At 64.5% G+C, this 18,999-nt stretch carries 20 protein-coding genes; 8 read left to right on the top strand and 12 right to left on the bottom strand.

All coding sequences use genetic code 11. The features are described from left to right. Positions 1 to 9: 9 nt before the first annotated feature. Complete coding sequence (locus tag A5906_RS39125) at positions 10 to 246, bottom strand: BolA family protein (protein WP_011088461.1); 237 nt, start codon at positions 244 to 246, stop codon at positions 10 to 12. Positions 247 to 459: 213 nt separating this feature from the next. Here A5906_RS39125 and A5906_RS39130 point away from each other — a divergent pair, with 213 nt between their 5' ends. Continuing rightward, positions 460 to 819 carry a DUF427 domain-containing protein gene (locus tag A5906_RS39130; RefSeq protein ID WP_080140393.1) on the top strand — a complete coding sequence of 120 codons (360 nt, stop codon included), beginning with the start codon at positions 460 to 462 and terminating at the stop codon, positions 817 to 819. A 100-nt stretch (positions 820 to 919) separates the two neighbouring features. Here A5906_RS39130 and A5906_RS39135 read toward each other — a convergent pair whose 3' ends face one another. Further along, entirely contained in the window at positions 920 to 1,093 is a 174-nt protein-coding gene (locus tag A5906_RS39135; protein WP_080140394.1) for a DUF1328 domain-containing protein, read from the bottom strand. A gap of 165 nt (positions 1,094 to 1,258) precedes the next feature. Between A5906_RS39135 and A5906_RS39140 the strand changes: the two genes are divergently transcribed. Further along, entirely contained in the window at positions 1,259 to 2,446 is a 1,188-nt protein-coding gene (locus A5906_RS39140) for an acyltransferase family protein (RefSeq protein WP_080140395.1), read from the top strand. A gap of 98 nt (positions 2,447 to 2,544) precedes the next feature. Here the strand turns inward: A5906_RS39140 and purL are convergent, their stop codons facing one another. Further along, complete coding sequence (purL, locus tag A5906_RS39145; protein WP_080140396.1) at positions 2,545 to 4,755, bottom strand: phosphoribosylformylglycinamidine synthase subunit PurL; 2,211 nt, start codon at positions 4,753 to 4,755, stop codon at positions 2,545 to 2,547. Positions 4,756 to 4,939: 184 nt separating this feature from the next. On the opposite strand from purL, the gene A5906_RS39150 reads away from it, so the two are divergent. Both A5906_RS39150 and A5906_RS39155 read left to right on the top strand, forming a co-directional pair. Beyond that, positions 4,940 to 5,419, top strand: coding sequence for a PaaI family thioesterase (locus tag A5906_RS39150; RefSeq protein ID WP_080140397.1), 480 nt, complete (start codon positions 4,940 to 4,942; stop codon positions 5,417 to 5,419). Positions 5,420 to 5,494: 75 nt separating this feature from the next. Further along, positions 5,495 to 6,460: a DMT family transporter gene (locus A5906_RS39155; protein WP_080140398.1), complete on the top strand. Its 966-nt coding sequence runs from the start codon at positions 5,495 to 5,497 to the stop codon at positions 6,458 to 6,460. A gap of 59 nt (positions 6,461 to 6,519) precedes the next feature. Here the strand turns inward: A5906_RS39155 and A5906_RS39160 are convergent, their stop codons facing one another. Together A5906_RS39160 and purQ are read right to left on the bottom strand one after the other, a co-directional pair. Then, a complete protein-coding gene (locus A5906_RS39160) occupies positions 6,520 to 7,494 on the bottom strand; it encodes a tripartite tricarboxylate transporter substrate binding protein BugD (RefSeq protein ID WP_430642449.1) in 975 nt (324 codons plus the stop codon). A gap of 11 nt (positions 7,495 to 7,505) precedes the next feature. Further along, positions 7,506 to 8,207, bottom strand: coding sequence for a phosphoribosylformylglycinamidine synthase subunit PurQ (purQ, locus tag A5906_RS39165; protein WP_080140400.1), 702 nt, complete (start codon positions 8,205 to 8,207; stop codon positions 7,506 to 7,508). A 168-nt stretch (positions 8,208 to 8,375) separates the two neighbouring features. Between purQ and corA the strand changes: the two genes are divergently transcribed. After that, positions 8,376 to 9,392: a magnesium/cobalt transporter CorA gene (gene corA / locus A5906_RS39170; protein WP_080140401.1), complete on the top strand. Its 1,017-nt coding sequence runs from the start codon at positions 8,376 to 8,378 to the stop codon at positions 9,390 to 9,392. Between the two features lie 281 nt (positions 9,393 to 9,673). On the opposite strand, the gene purS is transcribed toward corA, so the two are convergent. Beyond that, on the bottom strand, positions 9,674 to 9,916 hold the full coding sequence (purS, locus tag A5906_RS39180) for a phosphoribosylformylglycinamidine synthase subunit PurS (RefSeq protein WP_080140402.1): 243 nt from the start codon (positions 9,914 to 9,916) through the stop codon (positions 9,674 to 9,676). A gap of 13 nt (positions 9,917 to 9,929) precedes the next feature. Beyond that, entirely contained in the window at positions 9,930 to 10,697 is a 768-nt protein-coding gene (gene purC / locus A5906_RS39185; RefSeq protein ID WP_172782948.1) for a phosphoribosylaminoimidazolesuccinocarboxamide synthase, read from the bottom strand. A gap of 331 nt (positions 10,698 to 11,028) precedes the next feature. Between purC and A5906_RS39190 the strand changes: the two genes are divergently transcribed. After that, positions 11,029 to 11,352 carry a DUF1476 domain-containing protein gene (locus A5906_RS39190; RefSeq protein WP_080140403.1) on the top strand — a complete coding sequence of 108 codons (324 nt, stop codon included), beginning with the start codon at positions 11,029 to 11,031 and terminating at the stop codon, positions 11,350 to 11,352. A gap of 5 nt (positions 11,353 to 11,357) precedes the next feature. On the opposite strand, the gene A5906_RS39195 is transcribed toward A5906_RS39190, so the two are convergent. Beyond that, positions 11,358 to 12,332 (bottom strand): LysR family transcriptional regulator, encoded by a 975-nt coding sequence (locus A5906_RS39195; RefSeq protein WP_080140431.1) that lies wholly within the window; start codon positions 12,330 to 12,332, stop codon positions 11,358 to 11,360. A gap of 108 nt (positions 12,333 to 12,440) precedes the next feature. Here A5906_RS39195 and A5906_RS39200 point away from each other — a divergent pair, with 108 nt between their 5' ends. Beyond that, positions 12,441 to 13,268: an isocitrate lyase/PEP mutase family protein gene (locus A5906_RS39200; RefSeq protein WP_080140404.1), complete on the top strand. Its 828-nt coding sequence runs from the start codon at positions 12,441 to 12,443 to the stop codon at positions 13,266 to 13,268. Here the strand turns inward: A5906_RS39200 and cynS are convergent. The 4 genes from cynS to A5906_RS39220 are packed head-to-tail and all read right to left on the bottom strand — an operon-like array spanning position 13,255 to position 16,911. After that, positions 13,255 to 13,743: a cyanase gene (gene cynS, locus A5906_RS39205; RefSeq protein ID WP_080140405.1), complete on the bottom strand. Its 489-nt coding sequence runs from the start codon at positions 13,741 to 13,743 to the stop codon at positions 13,255 to 13,257. The two genes, A5906_RS39200 and cynS, sit on opposite strands and share 14 nt — an antisense overlap. A gap of 15 nt (positions 13,744 to 13,758) precedes the next feature. Next, complete coding sequence (locus tag A5906_RS39210; protein ID WP_080140406.1) at positions 13,759 to 14,682, bottom strand: ABC transporter ATP-binding protein; 924 nt, start codon at positions 14,680 to 14,682, stop codon at positions 13,759 to 13,761. A gap of 5 nt (positions 14,683 to 14,687) precedes the next feature. Then, the gene (gene ntrB, locus A5906_RS39215) at positions 14,688 to 15,527 is read right to left on the bottom strand and encodes a nitrate ABC transporter permease (protein WP_080140407.1); all 840 of its coding nucleotides are present in this window, start codon (positions 15,525 to 15,527) and stop codon (positions 14,688 to 14,690) included. A 4-nt stretch (positions 15,528 to 15,531) separates the two neighbouring features. After that, positions 15,532 to 16,911, bottom strand: a complete 1,380-nt coding sequence (locus tag A5906_RS39220) for a CmpA/NrtA family ABC transporter substrate-binding protein (RefSeq protein WP_080140408.1) — start codon at positions 16,909 to 16,911, stop codon at positions 15,532 to 15,534. A 161-nt stretch (positions 16,912 to 17,072) separates the two neighbouring features. Here A5906_RS39220 and A5906_RS39225 point away from each other — a divergent pair, with 161 nt between their 5' ends. Beyond that, entirely contained in the window at positions 17,073 to 18,998 is a 1,926-nt protein-coding gene (locus A5906_RS39225; protein ID WP_080140409.1) for a sigma 54-interacting transcriptional regulator, read from the top strand. The last annotated feature ends 1 nt before the right edge of the window (position 18,999 follow it).

Raw genomic sequence — 18,999 nt, forward strand, 5'->3', positions numbered from 1 at the left:
CTTATCAGGTCAGGTGCCGGGTACGCCGGTTTGCAGCGCCAGCGCATGCAGGACGCCGCCCATCTGGCCGCGCAGGGACTGATAGACGATCTGGTGCTGCTGGACGCGGGACTTGCCGCGGAAGGATTCCGAGATCACGGTCGCGGCATAGTGATCGCCGTCGCCGGCGAGGTCACGGATGGTCACCTCGGCATCGGGGATCGCTGCCTTGATCATCGCCTCGATATCGTGGGCGTCCATGGGCATTCGGGTCTAGCTCCTTAATCTCGGCTGCCAGGCAGCCTCGTCGTCGAATCGCTCGCCGGGGTCCGGATCTGCAAAGATAAGCTGGCCGGCGAGCCAAACTTAGCGTGAACGGCCTTCTACGTCACGCATTCCGGCACTATATCCCTGATCGCATCGGCACAAAGGCACGACAAAGTGCCGCGCGCGGCAGATCGATCGGAAAGGCGTGAAATCATGAAGCTTCCAGGGCCGGACCACCCCATCACGATCACCCCGAACCCGCGGCGTGTCCGCGTCACGGCGGGCGACGTCGTGATCGCCGAGACCAGCAAGGCACTGACCCTGAAGGAGGCCAAGTATCCGGCGGTGCAATATGTACCCCGGGAGGACGCCAACATGGCCCTCTTGGAGCGCACCGACCGCGTCACCCATTGCCCCTACAAGGGGGATGCGAGCTACTACAGCGTCAAGGCCGACGGCAAGACGCTCGACAACGCGATCTGGACCTACGAGACGCCCTTCCCCGCCATGACCGAGATTTCCGGCCACCTTGCCTTCTATCCGGACAAGGTGAAGATCGAGGAAGTGGGGTAATTTTGAATGCCGTCATTCCGGGGCGATGCGGAGCATCGAGCCCGGAATCTCGAGCTTCCGGGTCTGGTGCTAACGCACCATCCCGGAATGACCCAAGCGGCTACGCCCTGAAGATCGTCAGCCCCAGTATCAGCAGCGCCAGGAAGATCGCGACGAAGACGTAGAACAGGAAGCGCGCAATATCGGCAGAGGCCGCCGAGATGCCGGTAAAGCCGAACACGCCGGCCACGATCGAGACCAACAAGAAGATCAGTGCCCATTTCAGGATCGTCATCACCAGCTCCGAAATTGGTTCGCCCGTTTGCGCGAACGCTAACTTTGCTGCGCGGACCTGGTTCCTGATCGTCCCGAGATCGTCGTAGGGTTCACACAACCCTTGCTGAATCCGGTTCCGGGCGGCACAGTCCGTCCCCGGGACAGGAGCGCAATCGGGGCGACCATGACGACGATGTCACATACAGCGACGATCGGCCCGGAAGCACATGCCGCGCCGAAAGCCAAGGCGCGCAACCTGTCGCTCGATCGCGCCCGCACCTTCCTCACGCTCGTCGTGCTGCTGCACCATGCGGTGATCCCCTACACCCATTTCGGCCACACCGATCCCACGTCGTGGGCCGGCTTCGACGTGATCGTCCTCGCCACCGACAGCTTCTTCATGGCGATGTTCTTCTTCCTGTCGGGTCTGTTCACTTGGCCCGGCATCGCGCGCAAGGCGCCATCGGTCTTTCTGCGCGACCGTCTCTTGCGCCTCGGGCTGCCATTCGTGGTGGCGGCGTTCACCGTCATCCCGCTCGCCTATTACGCGATCGCGCTGCGGCACGATCCCGCGCTGAGCTTCGCTTCATTCTGGTGGAAGACGGTCACCGTTGGGCCGTGGCCGAGCGGCCCGATCTGGTTCGTGTGGGTGCTCCTGGCGTTCGACCTGACCGCGAGCCTGCTCTACCGGGTCTCGGCGCATCTGGTCGATCCCGGCAACCGCATTTCGCTGCGCGGATTTGAGCAGCCCACCGTGTTCTGGCTGGTGCTCGCCGCCGTGAGCGTCATCGTCTATCTGCCGGCGCTGGTCTATTTCGGCACCAACAAATGGTTCGAGTTCGGGCCGTTCTCGGTGCAGGCGAGCCGCATCCTGCTCTACTTCGCCTATTTCTTCATTGGCGCCAGCGTGGGAGCGGCGAATTTCGATCGCGGCATCCTCAGCCCCGAGGGCCAATTGCCGAAGAGCCGCTGGCAATGGGTGATCATCACGCTGATCCCGTACTGCCTGATGTGGTGCATGATCTACGTCAAGCGGGAGATTCTCGGGAATCCCGATCACCTGCCGCACTGGTACCACGTGTTCTACGGCACGTTCTTCGTGCTGTTCTCGGCCTCGATCCTGCTGGCGATCCTCGCCTTCTTCCTGCATTCGAAGGCGCCGGGACCGAACCTGCTCGACCGCATGCAGGCGGATGCCTACGGCATGTTCCTGGTGCACTACCCGATCGCGCTATGGATCCAGTATGCGCTCTATGACTATTCGTGGCCCGCGATCGTAAAGGCCGCGATCGGCTTCGTGCTCACGGTGATCCTGAGCTGGGGCCTGACGGCGGCCTTGCGGAAGATTCCGGGAGCGTCGCACGTGTTGTGAGGAGCCTTGCTACGAAGCGATCCAGACTGCCTCAACGGCAAGATTCTGGATTGCTTCGCTAGGCTCGCAATAGCAATGGCGGAGTGCGTGGCCGCAGCTCAGGCCGCCTTGCCGCCCATATATTCCGGCAGCCAGCGCTCGAACGACTTGCGCAAGCTGTCGATCGCAACCGGCGCCTCGCCGGCGATCGCGATCGCATCGCCGCCGGTGGTGCCGATCCGCACGCAGGGCACCTCGCAGCCGCGCATCTTGGCGAGCACGCGGCCGGCCTCGGTTTCCGGCACGGTCACGAGATAGCGCGCCTGGTCCTCGCCGAACCAATAGGCCTGCGAGACGAGCGACGTCGGCGCCGCCAGCAGCTTTGCGCCGATGCCGCTCGCGATCGCCATCTCGGCGAGCGCGATCAGCAGACCGCCGTCGGAGAGGTCGTGCACAGCGGTCGCGGTGCCCGCATGGATCATGCCGCGCACGCAGTCGCCGTTGCGCTTCTCGGCGGCGAGGTCGACCGGCGGCGGCGCGCCCTCCTCGCGACCGCAGATGTCGCGCAGGTACACGGACTGGCCGAGCCAGCCATGGGTCTCGCCGACGAGCAGGATCGCCTCGCCCTCCGCCTTGAAGGCCAGTGACGCAGACTTGGTGAAATCGTCGAGCAGGCCGACGCCGCCGATCGAGGGCGTCGGCAGGATCGCGCGGCCGTTGGTCTCGTTGTAGAGCGAGACGTTGCCGGAGACGACCGGGAAGTCGAGCGTGCGGCAGGCTTCCGAGATGCCTTTCAGGCAGCCGACGAACTGGCCCATGATCTCGGGACGCTCGGGGTTGCCGAAATTGAGATTGTCGGTGATCGCGAGCGGCTTGCCGCCGACCGCGGTGATGTTGCGCCAGGCTTCGGCCACCGCCTGCATGCCGCCTTGATAAGGATCGGCCTCGCAATAGCGCGGCGTGACGTCGACGGTCAGCGCGAGCCCCTTCGGCCCGTCCTGCACGCGTACCACGGCGGCATCGCCGCCGGGCCGCTGCATGGTGTTGCCGAGGATGACGTGGTCGTACTGCTCCCAGACCCAGCGCTTAGAGCACATGTCGGGCGTGCCGATCAGCTTCTCCAGCGCGGCGCCGAGGCCCATCGGCGCGACCACGTCGCGCGCGTGCACGACCGGCAGCGCGGCGGAGGCGACATGCGGGCGGTCATAGACAGGCGCCTCGTCGCCGAGCTCCTTGATCGGCAGATCGGCCATGACGTCGCCGCCGTGCTTGACCACGAAGCGCTTGCTCGGCGTGGTGTAGCCGACAATCGCAAAATCGAGCCCCCACTTCGTGAAGATCTCCTCGGCTTCCTTCTCCTTCTCGGGCTTGAGCACCATGAGCATGCGCTCCTGGCTCTCCGAGAGCATCATCTCGTAGGCGCTCATGCCGGTCTCGCGGGTCGGCACCGCGTCGAGATCGAGATCGACGCCGAGGTCGCCTTTGGCGCCCATCTCGACCGCGGAGCAGGTCAGGCCCGCCGCGCCCATGTCCTGGATCGCGATGACGCAGCCCTTCTCCATGATCTCGAGGCAGGCTTCCAGCAGCAGCTTTTCGGCGAAGGGATCGCCGACCTGCACGGTCGGGCGCTTCTCCTCGGACTTGTCGTCGAACTCGGCCGAGGCCATCGAGGCGCCGTGGATGCCGTCGCGGCCGGTCTTGGAGCCGAGATAGACGATCGGCATGTTCACGCCGGAGGCGGCCGCATAGAAGATCTTGTCGGCATCGGCGAGGCCGACCGCCATCGCGTTGACCAGGATGTTGCCGTCATAGCGGGTGTGGAAGCGCACCTGGCCGCCGACCGTCGGCACGCCGAAGGAATTGCCGTAGCCGCCGACGCCGGCGACGACGCCGGAGACGAGGTGCCGGGTCTTGGCATGCTCGGGCGCGCCGAAGCTCAGCGCGTTCAGGCAGGCGATCGGACGCGCGCCCATGGTGAAGACGTCGCGCAAGATGCCGCCGACGCCGGTGGTCGCGCCCTGGTACGGCTCGATGTAGCTCGGATGGTTGTGGCTCTCCATCTTGAAGACCACGGCCTGGCCGTCGCCGATGTCGATCACGCCGGCATTCTCGCCGGGGCCCTGGATCACCCAGGGGGCCTTGGTCGGCAGGCCGCGCAGATGGATGCGCGAGGATTTGTACGAGCAGTGCTCGTTCCACATCGCCGAGAAGATGCCGAGCTCGGTGAAGGTCGGCTCCCGCCCGATCAGCTTCAGGATGCGCTCATATTCGTCGGGCTTGAGCCCGTGGGCGGCAACCAGTTCGGGGGTGATCTTGGGTTCGTTCTTCATGGATTCGGGGCTTTCGGCGGCGGTTTGGCCGTTCTTAGGAACATCGGGGGCCTTGGAAAAGCCCTTTATGGCGCATTTTCCCGCTGTCCCACGTTTTGCGGTCGGGGGCTGCGGGAACGGGAATTGCACGGCGCGGACGGATCGGATTTAAGGGCAAAAGACCCGTAATTGAAGGCCCCTTTCCTTGCACGAACTGACCAAAATGGCCGCTTCGCCACGCCCCGAGCTGCATGTCGCGACCGAGGGCGAATTCCAGGGATGGCAGACTTGGATCCGCGACAGCTTTGAGAACCATATCGGCCCCTTCTGGCACCGCCTGGAGGCGGACGGCAGCGTCCGCTGCGCCTTCCGGGTCGAAAAGAAGCACCTGAACGGCTCCGGGAACGTCCATGGCGGCTGCTTCATGGCCTTCGCCGATTACAGCCTGTTCGCGATCGGCCGCCACGCCCTGAACGGCAAAGGCGTGACCGTCAACTTCGGCTGTGAATTCCTCGACGCGGGCCATGAGGGCGAGCTGATCGAGTGCACCGGCGAGGTCACCCGCGCCGGCAAGTCGCTGATCTTCCTGCGCGGGCAGATGACCTCTGGCGAGCGTCTTCTGTTCACCTTCTCCGGGACGATCAAGCGGGCGAAGTGGAAGTCGCTGCCTCAGCCGAACGCATAGCTCGACGCCTTCCTTTTTCCACTCCCCTCGCCCAGACTTGGGTCGAGCGCGTTCGCGCCGGGGAGCAGAAACAAGGTGCCGCAGAGCACATCGCCAACGGGTCGCACGACGGCCTCCGTCGCATCGCCATTGCCATCCATGCCCGCCACTGGCGCGCGCAACTGGCGCGACTATGCGCTGCTGCTCGCGCTGGCCTGCTGCTGGAGCTCGACCTATCCGCTGGCCAAGCTGGCGCTCGACACCATCCCGCCCATCACTTTCATCTCCGCGCGCTCGCTGATCGCGGCCGCCTTCCTGTTCGCGATCCTGTGGATGCGCGGCACCAGAATTCCCACCGACGCCAAAGCCTGGAAGCTGTTTGCGACCCAGCAATTGATCAACTCGACCTTCCCGTTCCTGATCATCACCTGGTCGCAGCTCTATGTGCCGGCATCGAACACGGTGGTGCTGGCCTCGACCACGCCGATCTTCGCCTTCCTCATCACCTCGCTGATCACGCGGCACGAGCCGGCGACGCTGCTGAAGCTCGCCGGTGCGATTTTGGGGCTCGCCGGCACCGTCGCCATCGTCGGCCTTGATGCGCTGCGCGGCTTCGGGAGCGAGATCGTCGCGGAGATCGCGATCCTGCTCGCCACCATCTCCTTTGCCTGCGCGACCATCTTCGGCCTGAGGCTGTCCGACTACGACCCGATGGTGGTGGCAGCCGGTTCGCTCTTGTTCGGCGGCCTCGTGCTGCTGCCGCCCGCGCTGATCATCGATCGGCCCTGGACGTTGCATCCGACGTTTCAGGCCATCGTCGCCACCATCGTCATGGGCATCGTCTCCAGCGCATTGGGATTGATGCTGTTCTATGTCTGCCTCGGCCGGCTCGGCACGCTCACCACCAACGCGCAAGGCTATTTGCGCATCCCGATCGGCGTAGGGCTATCAGTGCTGCTGCTCGGCGAGACCGTGCCGTCGAACCTGGCGCTGGGCCTGCTGCTGGTGATGGCCGGCGTTGCCGCGATGACGGTGCCGGCGGAGAGGTTCAAGCTGCGCTAGCGGAATGAGATTTGGTTGGATTGGTGCGAGCCGAGATCAACGTCGCGATGGCCCGGCTGCTACTGTTTGGCGTCGTCCGCCAGCATCTTCCGGTACTTCTCGACGTCGCGCGTCACCAGTTGCTGCAGCAGCTCCGGCGTATGCTCGTTGTCATCGGGGGCGACGGTCGAGAGCTCGGCAAAGCGCTTCTTCACTGCGTCGGTCTCGACCGCGGTGCGCGCCGCTGCATTCAGCTTGGCGACAATGACCGGCGGCGTGCCCTTCGGCGCGAACAGGCCGTTCCAGCCCTGCGCTTCGAACTCCGGCAGCCCGGCTTCGGACGACGTCGGCAGCTCCGGCAGCGTCGCCAGCCTTACGGTCGAGCCGACCACGAGGCCCCTCACCAGCTTCTCGTTGATCGACTGCGAGACTGAAGCCGCCGCATCGCAGACGCCGTCGATCTGGCTGCCGACCGCGTCCGTCAGCGCAGGGGCTGCGCCGCGATAGCCGACCAGCGTCGCATCGATCCCGGCGGCGGTGACGAAGCTCTTGCAGATCAGGTAGTTCGACGAACCGACGCCGGCATGGCCGAGATTGATCTTGCCGGGATTGGCCTTGGCGTAGGCGATGAACTCCTTGAGGTCCTTTGCCGGAAAATCCTTGCGCAGCGCGATGATGCCGAACGTCTTCGCCACCATCGCAATCGGCACGAAGGAGTCAGGCGTGAACGGCAGCTTTGGATAGATCGTGTAGGTCGCGGCATTGGTGCCGGCATTGCCGATCGCAATGGTGTAGCCGTCAGGCTCGGCACGGGAGGCGCGCGCCAGCGCGGTCGAGCCACCGGCACCCGCGACGTTCTCGATCACGATGGTCTGGCCGAGCGCGATGCCCATCTGCTCGGCGACGGTGCGCGCGATCACGTCCGAGGTGCCGCCCGCCGCGAACGGCACGATCATGGTGATCGGACGCTTGGGATAGTCCTGCGCAAACGCGGCACTTCCCAACGAAAGTGTTGCGAACGTCAGCGCCGCGATCGCGGCGAGCGCGCGCTGCATTGCGAACGAGATCACGCGGCCTTGTCCAGATGCTGGGCGAGGCCGGCGAACAGGCCGCGGCCGTCGGTACAGCCCATGATGTCTTCGACGTGGTTTTCCGGATGCGGCATCATGCCAAGCACGTTGCCCTCGTCGTTGACGATGCCGGCGATGGAATGCGCGGCACCATTGATGTTGGCGGCCTCGTCGACCACGCCATCGGCCGAGCAATAGCGATAGAGCACGCGCCCCTCGCCTTCGAGCCGCTTGATGGTCTCTTCATCGGCTTCGTAATTGCCCTCGCCATGGGCGACCGGCACGCGGATCACCTGGCCGGCATTGTAGCCGCGCGTGAACGGGGTGTCGGAACGCTCGACGCGCAGATGCACATCCTTGCAGATGAATTTCAGCCGCGCATTGCGCATCAACACGCCCGGCAACAGGCCGGATTCGCAGAGGATCTGAAAGCCGTTGCAAACGCCGAGCACGAGGCCACCCTTGGCCGCATAATCGCGCACCGCACCCATCACCGGCGCACGCGCGGCAATTGCGCCGCAGCGCAGGTAATCGCCATAGGAGAAGCCGCCGGGCACGACCACGAGATCGGTGCCTGATGGCAGCGACGTCTCGGCGTGCCAGACCATCGCCGGCTCGCTGCCGGAGATCAGCCTCAATGCGCGCGCCATGTCGCGCTCACGGTTGATTCCGGGAAAGACGAGGATGGCGGCTTTCATGTTCGGGTTCCGACGGTGACGGGAATCGGGCTGGCCAGAGGGCCAATTCGTCAGGAGACATAGCCATTTGACGGGGATTTTACCAGTGCTAGCCTTGCCGGGCGGCCTTGTACACAGGCCATAGCCACGGCGCCTGGCGCCGCGATTTTTTACCCCGGGATTGAAGCCATGAATGTCCCGTCGCGGCCCGCATCTCCCTCCGAGCCGGTATCCGCCGAAGGTGTCGTCGCTGCCGGCGCCTATGTCGACGGAAGGCGCATCGCCAACATTGCCGTCAGCGAAGCGTCGAGCTGGCGGGCCAAGCCCGGCCACGTGGTCTGGATCGGCCTGCACGAGCCCGACATGGCGCTGCTCGGCGCGGTGCAGAAGCAGTTCGACCTGCACGAGCTCGCGATCGAGGACGCCAACCACGCCCATCAGCGGCCCAAGATCGAGCAATATGGCGAGGCCCTGTTCATCGTGGCGCGAACGGCGCAGTTGATCGAGGGCCGCATCGCCTTCGGCGAGACCCACATCTTCGTCGGCGAGGGCTATCTGGTCTCGGTGCGCCACGGCGCCTCGACCTCCTACACGCCAGTGCGCGAACGCTGCGAAAGCTGCCCGCGGGCGCTCGCGCGCGGCGAGGACTACATCCTGTACGCCATCCTCGATTTCATCGTCGATAATTACTCACCCGTGCTGGAGAGCATTCACGAAGAGGTCGAGGAGATCGAGGACAACGTGCTCGCCCACGCGATCACCAGGGCGCAGATCGAGCGGCTCTACATGCTGCGCCGTGACCTGCTGCGGCTCCGCAATGCGATCGGACCGCTGGTGGAGGTCTGCCGCCGGCTGGAGCACGACGAGCTGTCGATGGTCCGTGCGACGATGCAGCCCCTATTCCGCGACGTCACCGACCACGTCAGGAACATCCAGGAGCGCATCGATTCCATGCGCGAAGTGCTGGCCTTCGCCTTCGAAGCGAGTCTGCTGGTCGGCCAGGCGCAGGAGACGGCGGTGTCGAAAAAGCTCGCCTCGTGGCTCGCGATTCTCGCTGTCCCCACTGCCCTTGCAGGCATTTACGGCATGAACTTCAAGAACATGCCGGAGCTACAATGGGAGTACGGTTATCCCGTGCTTCTGGGCGTGATGGCCGTTTCGTGCATCGCGCTCTATTGGCGCTTTCGTCGCGTCGGGTGGCTGTGAGCGCCGGCCCGATATTATCGGACTGGCACGTCCTTGCGCTCAAGCCTACGCTCGATACGATCGAGCCTGCCCTCATGCCTCACCAGCGTGGCATGGACGCCGGCGATCTCCTGAAAGACACTTTTGACGTCCTGGCGAGCCGCGTATTGGGATGTCCGCAACGCAAGTATTGCCTGCTTCATTTCATCGATCTTGCCATCGAACCTGTGCGAGCCGCGCCTGGATCGATTGCGACACCTCGAACATCAGCTCGGGCGTCACATCGGACATTTCACCTACCCTTATGCTTTCATCTCGATAGCATAATTCTCGATCACGGTGTTCGCCAGCAGCTTGTCGGCAGCTTCCTTCAGCGCGGCTTGCGCCTTGGCCTTGTCGGAGCCGGCGAGTTCGATGTCGAACACCTTGCCCTGGCGGACGCTGGCGACGCCGTCGACGCCGAGCGACTTCAGCGCGCCTTCGATGGCCTTGCCCTGCGGATCGAGGATGCCCGTCTTTAGGGTAACGGTAACACGTGCCTTCACGTCTATATCCCTCTTAGCTCTTCACCAGCACCGGGCCCGTGCCCTGCGGACGCTCGTTCTCCATGAGGATGCCGAGACGCTTTGCGACTTCCGTATAGGCCTCCAGCAGGCCACCGAGATCGCGGCGGAAACGGTCCTTGTCGAGCTTCTCGTTCGACTTGATGTCCCACAGACGGCAGCTGTCCGGCGAGATCTCGTCGGCGACGATGATCCGCATCATCTCGTTCTCGAACAGGCGGCCGCACTCCATCTTGAAATCGACGAGCCGGATGCCGATGCCGAGGAAGAGGCCGGTGAGGAAATCGTTGACGCGGATGGCGAGCGCCATGATGTCGTCGATCTCCTGGGGCGTCGCCCAGCCGAAGGCGGTGATGTGCTCTTCCGACACCATGGGGTCGTTGAGCTGGTCGTTCTTGTAATAGAATTCGATGATCGAACGGGGCAGCTGCGTGCCCTCCTCGATGCCGAGGCGCTGCGACAGCGAGCCGGCGGCAACGTTCCGCACCACCACTTCCAGCGGCACGATCTCGACCTCGCGAATCAACTGCTCGCGCATGTTGAGGCGGCGGATGAAATGGGTCGGTACCCCGATGTCGTTGAGGTGCTGAAACAGGTACTCCGAGATCCGGTTGTTGAGGACACCCTTGCCCTCGATCACCTGATGCTTTTTCGCATTGAACGCGGTGGCGTCGTCCTTGAAGTGCTGGATCAGGGTGCCGGGCTCCGGGCCTTCGTAGAGAACCTTTGCCTTGCCTTCATAAATGCGACGCCGACGGCTCATGGGGATGTACCGTGTTTTGTTGAAATCCATGAATTTGGTGTGCTCCGGTTGACTAGGATTACGACCCACAGCGGAGCTGCCGTGAACGGCCCGGAACCCATCCATAACCCAAGGAAACTCCATGGAAACAGAACGGGAACCAAACCTTTAGGCAACCTATCCGATTGGCTGTCCGAGCACAATCGATCCGGCCGTCCGGCGCCAACTTATACCGTCTTGCCTGCGGCTTAACGGCTCGTTGTTTTGCCGATTCGTGCTCCTTATCTAGGCATGCGCCGGGGCCATCGCAACGAGGGTCGCCGGGTCCAGTCAGCAGGGAATTGGAAGAGGCATGAGCGAAATCAACAAGCGCGAGGAAGGTTTCGAGAAGAAGTTCGCCCTCGACGAGGAGCAGAAATTCAAGGCGGAGGCCCGCCGCAACCGTCTGCTCGGGCTGTGGGCGGCCGAAAAGCTCGGCATTTCGGGCGAAGCCGCCACCGCCTATGCCAAGGAAGTCGTCGCGGCCGATTTCGAGGAGGCCGGCGATGGCGACGTTCTGCGCAAGGTCATGGCCGATTTCGCCGGCAAGAACGTCGTCGTCACCGAACAGGCGATTCGCGCCAAGATGAGCGAGCTGCTCGCGGTCGCCGCCGCCGAGGTAAAGGCAGGGAAATAAAACGTTCAGGCCCGACGCCGGCGCGCAACGACCTTGCGCGCCGGCGATCTTTTTCGGCCTCCGCGGATGTTCGAGACGTCGGCCCTGGCGTAGTCGCGGCGGATGGTCTCGAGCAGGCGCAGAGCGGCAGCGCTGAGGAAGCCGCCGCGACGCGTCACCAGCACGATATGCTGGTCCGCCGCCAGATCGCCCACAGTGATCGTCGAGATCGCTCCCGCACGCAGTTCCTCCGCCACGTGGCTCTGCGCCAATAGCGCAAGGCCGAAGCCCGCCTCCACGAGCCGCTTCTGGGCGGTAAGGCTGTCCACCGCCGTCCACTCCACGCCCCCGAGACCTTGCGTCAGGAACAGCGCGAACACGTGAGCTGCCGCGATCTCGCGGCGGCCGCGTGTTTCCGGGAACGCGATCCAGCGCTCGCCGCGCAGTTCGGCAAGCCGCTTCACGCGCTTGCCGGCAAGTGGATGATCGGACGCACAGACCACCTGCAACGCCTCGCGCAGCACCAGCTCATAAGCGAGATCGTCGGCACGGTCGGCGTTGTAACGCAAGCCGATCGTGGCCTCGCCGCGCCGGATGAGATCAGAGACCTCCGCGCTGGTCGCGGTCCGCAAGGCGAACGCGACGGCGGGATTTTCCGCGACAAACCGCTTCATGATGCCGGACAGGCGGCCGTCGGCGAGCGTGCCGGTCACGGCCAGCGAAACCGGCCCCGAATTCTGCTTGGTCAGCGCGCGTATCGCCTGCTCGGCGTCCTGCGCCGCCGCGACGGCGCGCTCGGCATAGGGGATCAACACGCGCCCGGCATCGCTGAGCCGCGTGCGGCCCGCGATCCTCTCGAACAGGGGCACGCCGAGCTCCTGCTCCAGCAGCGCGATGCGACGGGAAATCGCCGGCTGCGAGCGATGCAGGAATTTCGCTGCGTTCGAGATGCCGCCGCGCCGGTGCACGACCAAGAACGTGTTCAGCGCGTCGCTGTCCATGCCGGACCTCATGCAAAAAGCTGATGATATCGACAGAAATAACAAATTTGTCTGATGCAGAAAACCGCCCTATCGCTGCTGCAGCAATAGCAGACCGAAGGAGCCACCATGCGTAGCCAGGCCGACAAGGCAGCACGATTTCGCGAACTGCATCAGCGCCCCGGCGCCTTCATCATCCCGAACCCCTGGGATGCCGGCACCGCAAAACTGCTGGCGTCGATGGGGTTCGAGGCGCTGGCGACGACGAGCCTTGGCCTTGCCAACACCCTCGGCAGCACGACCGTCAACCTGGATGCCATCCTTGAAAACTGCCGGATCATCGCCGAGGCGACCGATCTTCCCGTCAATGCCGACCTCGAAAACTGTGGCGCCGACGACCCGAAGACCGCGGCAAGGGCCATCACGCGCGCCGCGGAGGCCGGCTGCGTCGGCGGCTCGATCGAGGATTTTACCGGCGATCCGCGCAAGCCGATCTACGAATTCCAGCTCGCGGTCGAACGCGTGCATGCCGCCGTCGAGGCGGCACGCACGCTCCCCTTCCCGTTCACGCTGACGGCCCGCGCGGAGAACCTGCTGAAGGGCAATAGCGATCTCGACGACACGATCCGGCGGCTTCAGGCCTTCGAGGCCGCCGGCGCCGACGTGCTGTATTCACCGGGGGTGCACGACATCGAGACCATCCGCACCGTGGCCTCGTCGGTCAAAAAGCCCTTCAACCTGGTGATGGGCTTTGCCGATCCGACGCTGACCGTCGAGCAGATTGCCGCTGCCGGCGTCAAGCGCATCAGCGTCGGCGGCGCGATGGCGCGTTATGCGCTGGCGGCGTTCCTGAAGAGCGCACACGAGATGAAGGAGAACGGCTCCTTCACCTTTGTTCGCGAGATGGCGCCGATCAAGCAGGTGCGTGACGCCTTCGCGTCGCTCAGCCCTCCTTGAAGCCGTACTCCGGCACGTTGCCGCTGGCGCCGTAATATTTGTACGGCAGGAACTTGCCGCTCATGGTGATCTTGACGCGGTCGCCCTTCGGATTGGCGACCCGCTCGATGCCCATGTCGAAGTCGATCGCCGACATGATGCCGTCGCCGAACTCTTCCTCGATCAGCGCCTTCCAGGCCGGGCCGTTCACCATCACCATCTCGTAGAAGCGATAGATCAGGGGATCGGTCGGCGGCATCGGCGTGCCGGTGCCGCGCATCGGCACCTCGTTGAGCATGGCCGTCTCGGTTTTCGACAGGCCGAACAGCTCGCCGGCGTTGGCCGCCTGCGGCTTCGTCAGCTTCATCTGGCCCATGATCGCGCCGACGATCAGCACCTCGGAATAGCCGCCGATCTTCTCGCAGATATGTTTCCAGCTCCAGCCCTTCTCGCGCTTGATGTCGAGCAGTTTTTCGGTGAGGTCTTCGCGTTTCATGTCAGTGTCTCCTCGTTAGGCGGTCAGTCCGGGATTGGTCCCGGGTGTCCAGGTCTGTCGTTGCTCTTCACCGCTGGATGCGATCGAGAGGCCAGGCTTGCCGATGCGCACCACGGGCACGTTGCGGGGATCGTGATCCGGTGTCTCGGCGGCGAAGGTCTTGCTGCGCGTCACCAGGAAATCGATGATGTGGTTGCGCAGTGCGTAGTAGAGCGGATGGCGGTGCAGGTCGGTGCGGCCGCGGTCCCTGGGCAGCGGATTCTCGACGACCTCGGCCAGCACCGCGCCGGGACCGTTGGTCATCAGGAAAATCTTGTCGGCGAGATAGATCGCCTCGTCGACGTCATGGGTGATCATGAACGCGGTCTGCCCGGTCTCCAGGCAAATCCGCCGCACCTCGTCCTGCAGCGTGCCGCGCGTCAGCGCGTCGAGCGCCGAGAACGGCTCGTCCATCAGCATCATCTTCGGCGTGATCGACAGCGCCCGCGCGATGCCGACGCGCTGCTTCATGCCGCCCGACAGTTCTGACGGCCGCTTGTGCTCGGAGCCCGTGAGGCCGACGAGATCGATGAATGTCTGCGCGTGCGCCTTGACCTTGGCGCGGTCCCAGCTCCGCCATTTCGAACTCACGGCATAGGCGACGTTGCCGAGCACGGTGCGCCATGGCAGCAGCGCGTGGCTCTGGAAGATCACGGCGCGGTCGAGGCTGGTGCCCGAGATCGCCTGGCCGTCGACGATGACGGCGCCCTCGGTCGGCGCATCGAGGCCGGCGAGGATGTTGAGCACCGTGGTCTTGCCGCAGCCGGAATGGCCGATCACGCAGCAGAACTCGCCGCGCGCCATCGAGAGCCAGAGGTTCTCGAACACGGTGGTCGTCGCGCCAGCGGCGCCGGGATAGCGCTTCGCAATGCCTTCGATCGAGATGAACTTGTCGGACACAGGCTTTACTCCGGAAACGTGACCATGCGCGTGAAGCGCGCCAGGATCTGGTCGAGCAGCATGCCCACGATCCCGATCAGGAGGATCGCGATGATCACGTTGGTGATCGAGAGGTTGTTCCACTCGTTCCAGACGAAGTAGCCGATGCCGGTGCCGCCGACGAGCATCTCCGCCGCGACGATCACGAGCCAGGCGATGCCGATCGAGATGCGCATGCCGGTCAAAATCGTCGGCGCCGCTGCAGGCAGGATCACGGTGAAGGCGCGCCTGATGGTGCCGACCTCCAGCGTGCGGGCGACGTTGATCCATTCCTTGCGCACGCTGGCGACGCCGAACACGGTGTTGAGCAGCATCGGCCAGATCGAGCAGATGAAGATCACGAAGATCGCGGAGACCGAGGAATCCTTGATGGTGTAGAGCGCCAGCGGCATCCAGGCGAGCGGCGAGATCGGCTTCAAGACCTGGATGAAGGGATCGAGCGCCTTGCTGAGCAGCGGCGACATGCCGATGAGGAAGCCGAGCGGGATCGCGACCAGCACCGCGAGCAGATAGCCGGTGCCAACGCGCGCAATGGAGTAGGCGAGCTGGATGCCGAGCCCCTTGTCGTTCGGCCCGTTGTCGTAGAACGGCCGCTTGAGGTGCTCCCAGAGTTTTGCACCGACGTCGAGCGGGCCCGGCATGGCGGATTTGCCCTGCGTCGCTGTGAGGCCCATCAGCTTGGCGTATTCCGGGCTCATCGTCGCCACCGGGGCCGTCGAGCGCGTCGCGAGATGCCAGATGCCGAGGAAGGCGGCCAGCAGCACGATGGAGACGAGGCCGGCGCGAAAGCGAAGGGAGGATGTCATCGCTTCACGACGCCTTCCTGATCTTGAAGCTGGCGAGGTAATCCTCGGGCTTGGCCGGATCGAAAGTCTTGCCCATCACCGCGAACGACTTGTAGCTGCTCGCCGGCGGCGACAGGCCCATCTCGGTCATCAGCTTCTTGGTGTCGGTCGCCAGATAAACCTGCTCGGCCACCGCCTTGTAATCGACATCGCCCTTGATCTGGCCCCAGCGCTTCATCTGCGTCAGCATCCACACCGCAAAGGACTGCCAGGGGAACGGATCGAAATCGACACGCTTTGCATCGGTCTTCACCCCGCCAAGGCCGTCGGCATAGGTGCCGGTCAGCACCTGCTCCAGCACCGTCACCGGCGCGTTGATGTAGTTGGCCGGCGCGATCGCTTCCGCGATCTGCTTGCGGTTCTCCGCCTTCGACGCATAGGCGGTGGCATCGACGATGGCGCGGGTCAGCGCGGCAAAGCTGTTCGGCGCTGATGTGATGAACTCGCGGCTGGCGGCAAAGCTGCAGCAGGGATGGCCGTCCCAGATCTCCTTCGACAAGAGATGCATGAAGCCGACGCCGTCATAGATCGCGCGCTGGCAGATATTGTCGGGCGCGAGGAAGCCGTCGATGTTGTCGGCGCGCAAATTTGCCACCATCTCCGGCGGCGGCACCGAGCGCAGCTGCACGTCGGTATCTGGGTCGAGGCCGTGCTCGGCGAGATAATAGCGCAGCAAATAATTATGCATGGAATAGTCGAAGGGGATCGCGAATTTCAGGCCCTTCCAGTCCTTCGGATCGCGCTTGTCCTTGTGCTTGGTCGCCAGCACGATGCCCTGCCCGTTGATGTTCTCGATCGCGGGCACCGCGAACGGAATGGCATTGGCACCGAGGCCGAGCGAGATCGCAATCGGCATCGGCGCCAGCATGTGGGCGGCGTCGTATTCCTTGTTGATGGTCTTGTCGCGGATCACGGCCCAGCCCGCGGTCTTCACCACTTCGACATTGAGGCCGTGCTTGGCATAGAATCCCATCGGCGCCGCCATGATGATGGGCGTCGCGCAGGTGATCGGAATGAAGCCGACCTTGAGGTCCTTCTTCTCGGGCGCACCGGTCTGCGCAAACACTTCGGTCGCGGTCTTGAGCGGGAAGAACTGCGAGAGTGCCGCGAGCGCGGTGGACGCGCCCACCGATTTCAGGAACGCGCGCCGCGCCACGTCCTGCGGAAACATCGCGCGCATCACCGCGGAAGCGACGACGCCCTCGTAGCGCTTCTCCTCGCTCGCGACGGGATCGCAGCGCAGGCCGGTGGCCTGCTCGTGCTCGGCCGCGGATTGATGCTGGCCGCAGACGCAGCCGGCTTGAAGGTTGCGATCGGGATCAAACGGATTGTCGAAAGTGGACATCGGGCCCTCCTGCGCGTCATTGCTGGGGGGAATTACGCAAGGAGCATGCCACCGCCGTCAGGCCAGCCAGTGCCTTGATGACGCAGCACTTTCGCCCGCGCTTGGCCACTACGAAAACTCGTGATAAACGAGATTTCGTAGTTCAATGACGAGATTTCGTAATGGCAACGACGCCGATGCCCGCCCCCGACGATGTGGCTCCCGCCATCGATCCGCGCATCACGGCGTTCGAATCCTCGGTCGAGGCGACACTGCTGGTCGATCCCTTCAGCGATCAGATCGTCGATGCCAATCCCGCCGCCTGCGCCCTGCTCGGCTATGACCGCGCCCTGCTGCGGCAAACGAAGGCGAGCACGCTCCACGCCGGCGAGCTTCCCGCGCTGACCGTCTTCACCCAGGCCGTGCTGCACAAGGGGGCCTACTGGACCACTTCGCTCAATCCCCGCCATGCGACGGGGCAAAATCTCCAGCTCGAATATGCCGGCTGCCTGCTGCCGCATGACGGCCGCTCGCTGCTGCTGCTGACGCTGACCGATCTCGAAGCCCGCCGCCGGCGCAATGTCGATGCCGCCGCCGAAGACCACATGCGCGGCGGTATTTCGACCTGGCAGCGGGTCGAGCGCGTGTTCCAGGACATCGAGCGCGAGAACCAGCTGATCCTGCGCGCGGCCGGCGAAGGCATCTACGGCGTCAACGCGGAAGGCAAGACCACCTTCGTCAATCCCGCCGCGGAACGGATGCTGGGCTGGACCGCCGAGGAGCTGGTCGGCAAGGAGATCCACCCGATCATGCATCACACCCATCACGACGGCCGCCACTATCCCAACCACGACTGCCCGATCTATGCGGCGTTCCGCGACGGCGCCGTGCACCAGGTCGATGGCGAGGTGTTCTGGCGCAAGGACGGCTCGCCGGCCTGGGTCGAATACACCTCCACGCCGATCCGCGATCGCGGCGTCGTGGTCGGCGCCGTCGTCGTGTTCCGCGACGTCAGCCAGCGCCGCGAGGCCGACGAGAAGCTGCATGCGGCCCTCGCCGAGGTCGACCGCCTGCGCGAGCGGCTGGAGCTGGAGAACGCTTATCTGCAGGAGGAGATCCGCATCGAGACCAATCCCCGCGGCATTATCGGTGGAAGCGAGGCGATCCAGAAGACGCTGCGCCAGGTCAAGCTGGTGGCGCCGACCACCGCGGCGGTGATGATCACAGGCGAGTCCGGCACCGGCAAGGAGCTGATCGCGCGCGCCATTCACGAGGATTCCACCCGCAGCGACCGGCCGCTGATCCGCGTCAACTGCGCAGCGATCCCGCGCGAATTGTTCGAGAGCGAGTTCTTCGGCCATGTCCGAGGCGCCTTCACCGGCGCAACGCGCGACCGCATCGGCCGCTTCGAGCTCGCCGACGGCGGCACGCTGTTCCTCGACGAGGTCGGCGAGATCCCGCTCGAGCTGCAGGGCAAGCTGCTGCGCGTATTGCAGGAGGGACATTTCGAGCGCGTCGGCCAGGAGCGCACTCGCGCGGTCGACGTCCGCGTCATCGCCGCGACCAACCGCGACCTCAAGCAGGAGGTGCAGCGCGGCCGCTTTCGCGAGGACCTGTATTTCCGCCTCAACGTATTCCCGATCGAGACCGTGCCCTTGCGCGAACGGCGCGAGGACATTCCCCTGCTCGCCCAGCATTTCTTGACGCGCGAGGGCAAGGCGCTGAAATCGAATTTGCGCCTGTCGGAAGGCGATGCGCGGCGGCTGACGCGCTACGACTGGCCCGGCAATGTCCGCGAATTGCAGAACGTGATCGAGCGCGCCGCGATCCTGTCGCAGAACGGCCGCCTGCGCATCGACCTGCCGGACACCGCCGGCGCGCAGGCACCGAGCGGCGCCGCCCGCCAGAAGGCCGATGCGCGCCCCGCCGTCATGACGTCAGCTGAAATGCGCGACCACGAGCGCGCCAACATCCTCGCCGCGCTCGAGGCCTGCGCCGGAAAGGTCTTCGGCCCCGGCGGCGCGGCCGAGTTGCTCGATCTCAAGCCGACCACGCTGGCCTCGCGGATCAAGGCGCTGGGAATCGCACCCCGGCCGCGAGCCATGTGAT

Source organism: Bradyrhizobium sacchari (assembly GCF_002068095.1).
Classification (GTDB): domain Bacteria; phylum Pseudomonadota; class Alphaproteobacteria; order Rhizobiales; family Xanthobacteraceae; genus Bradyrhizobium; species Bradyrhizobium sacchari.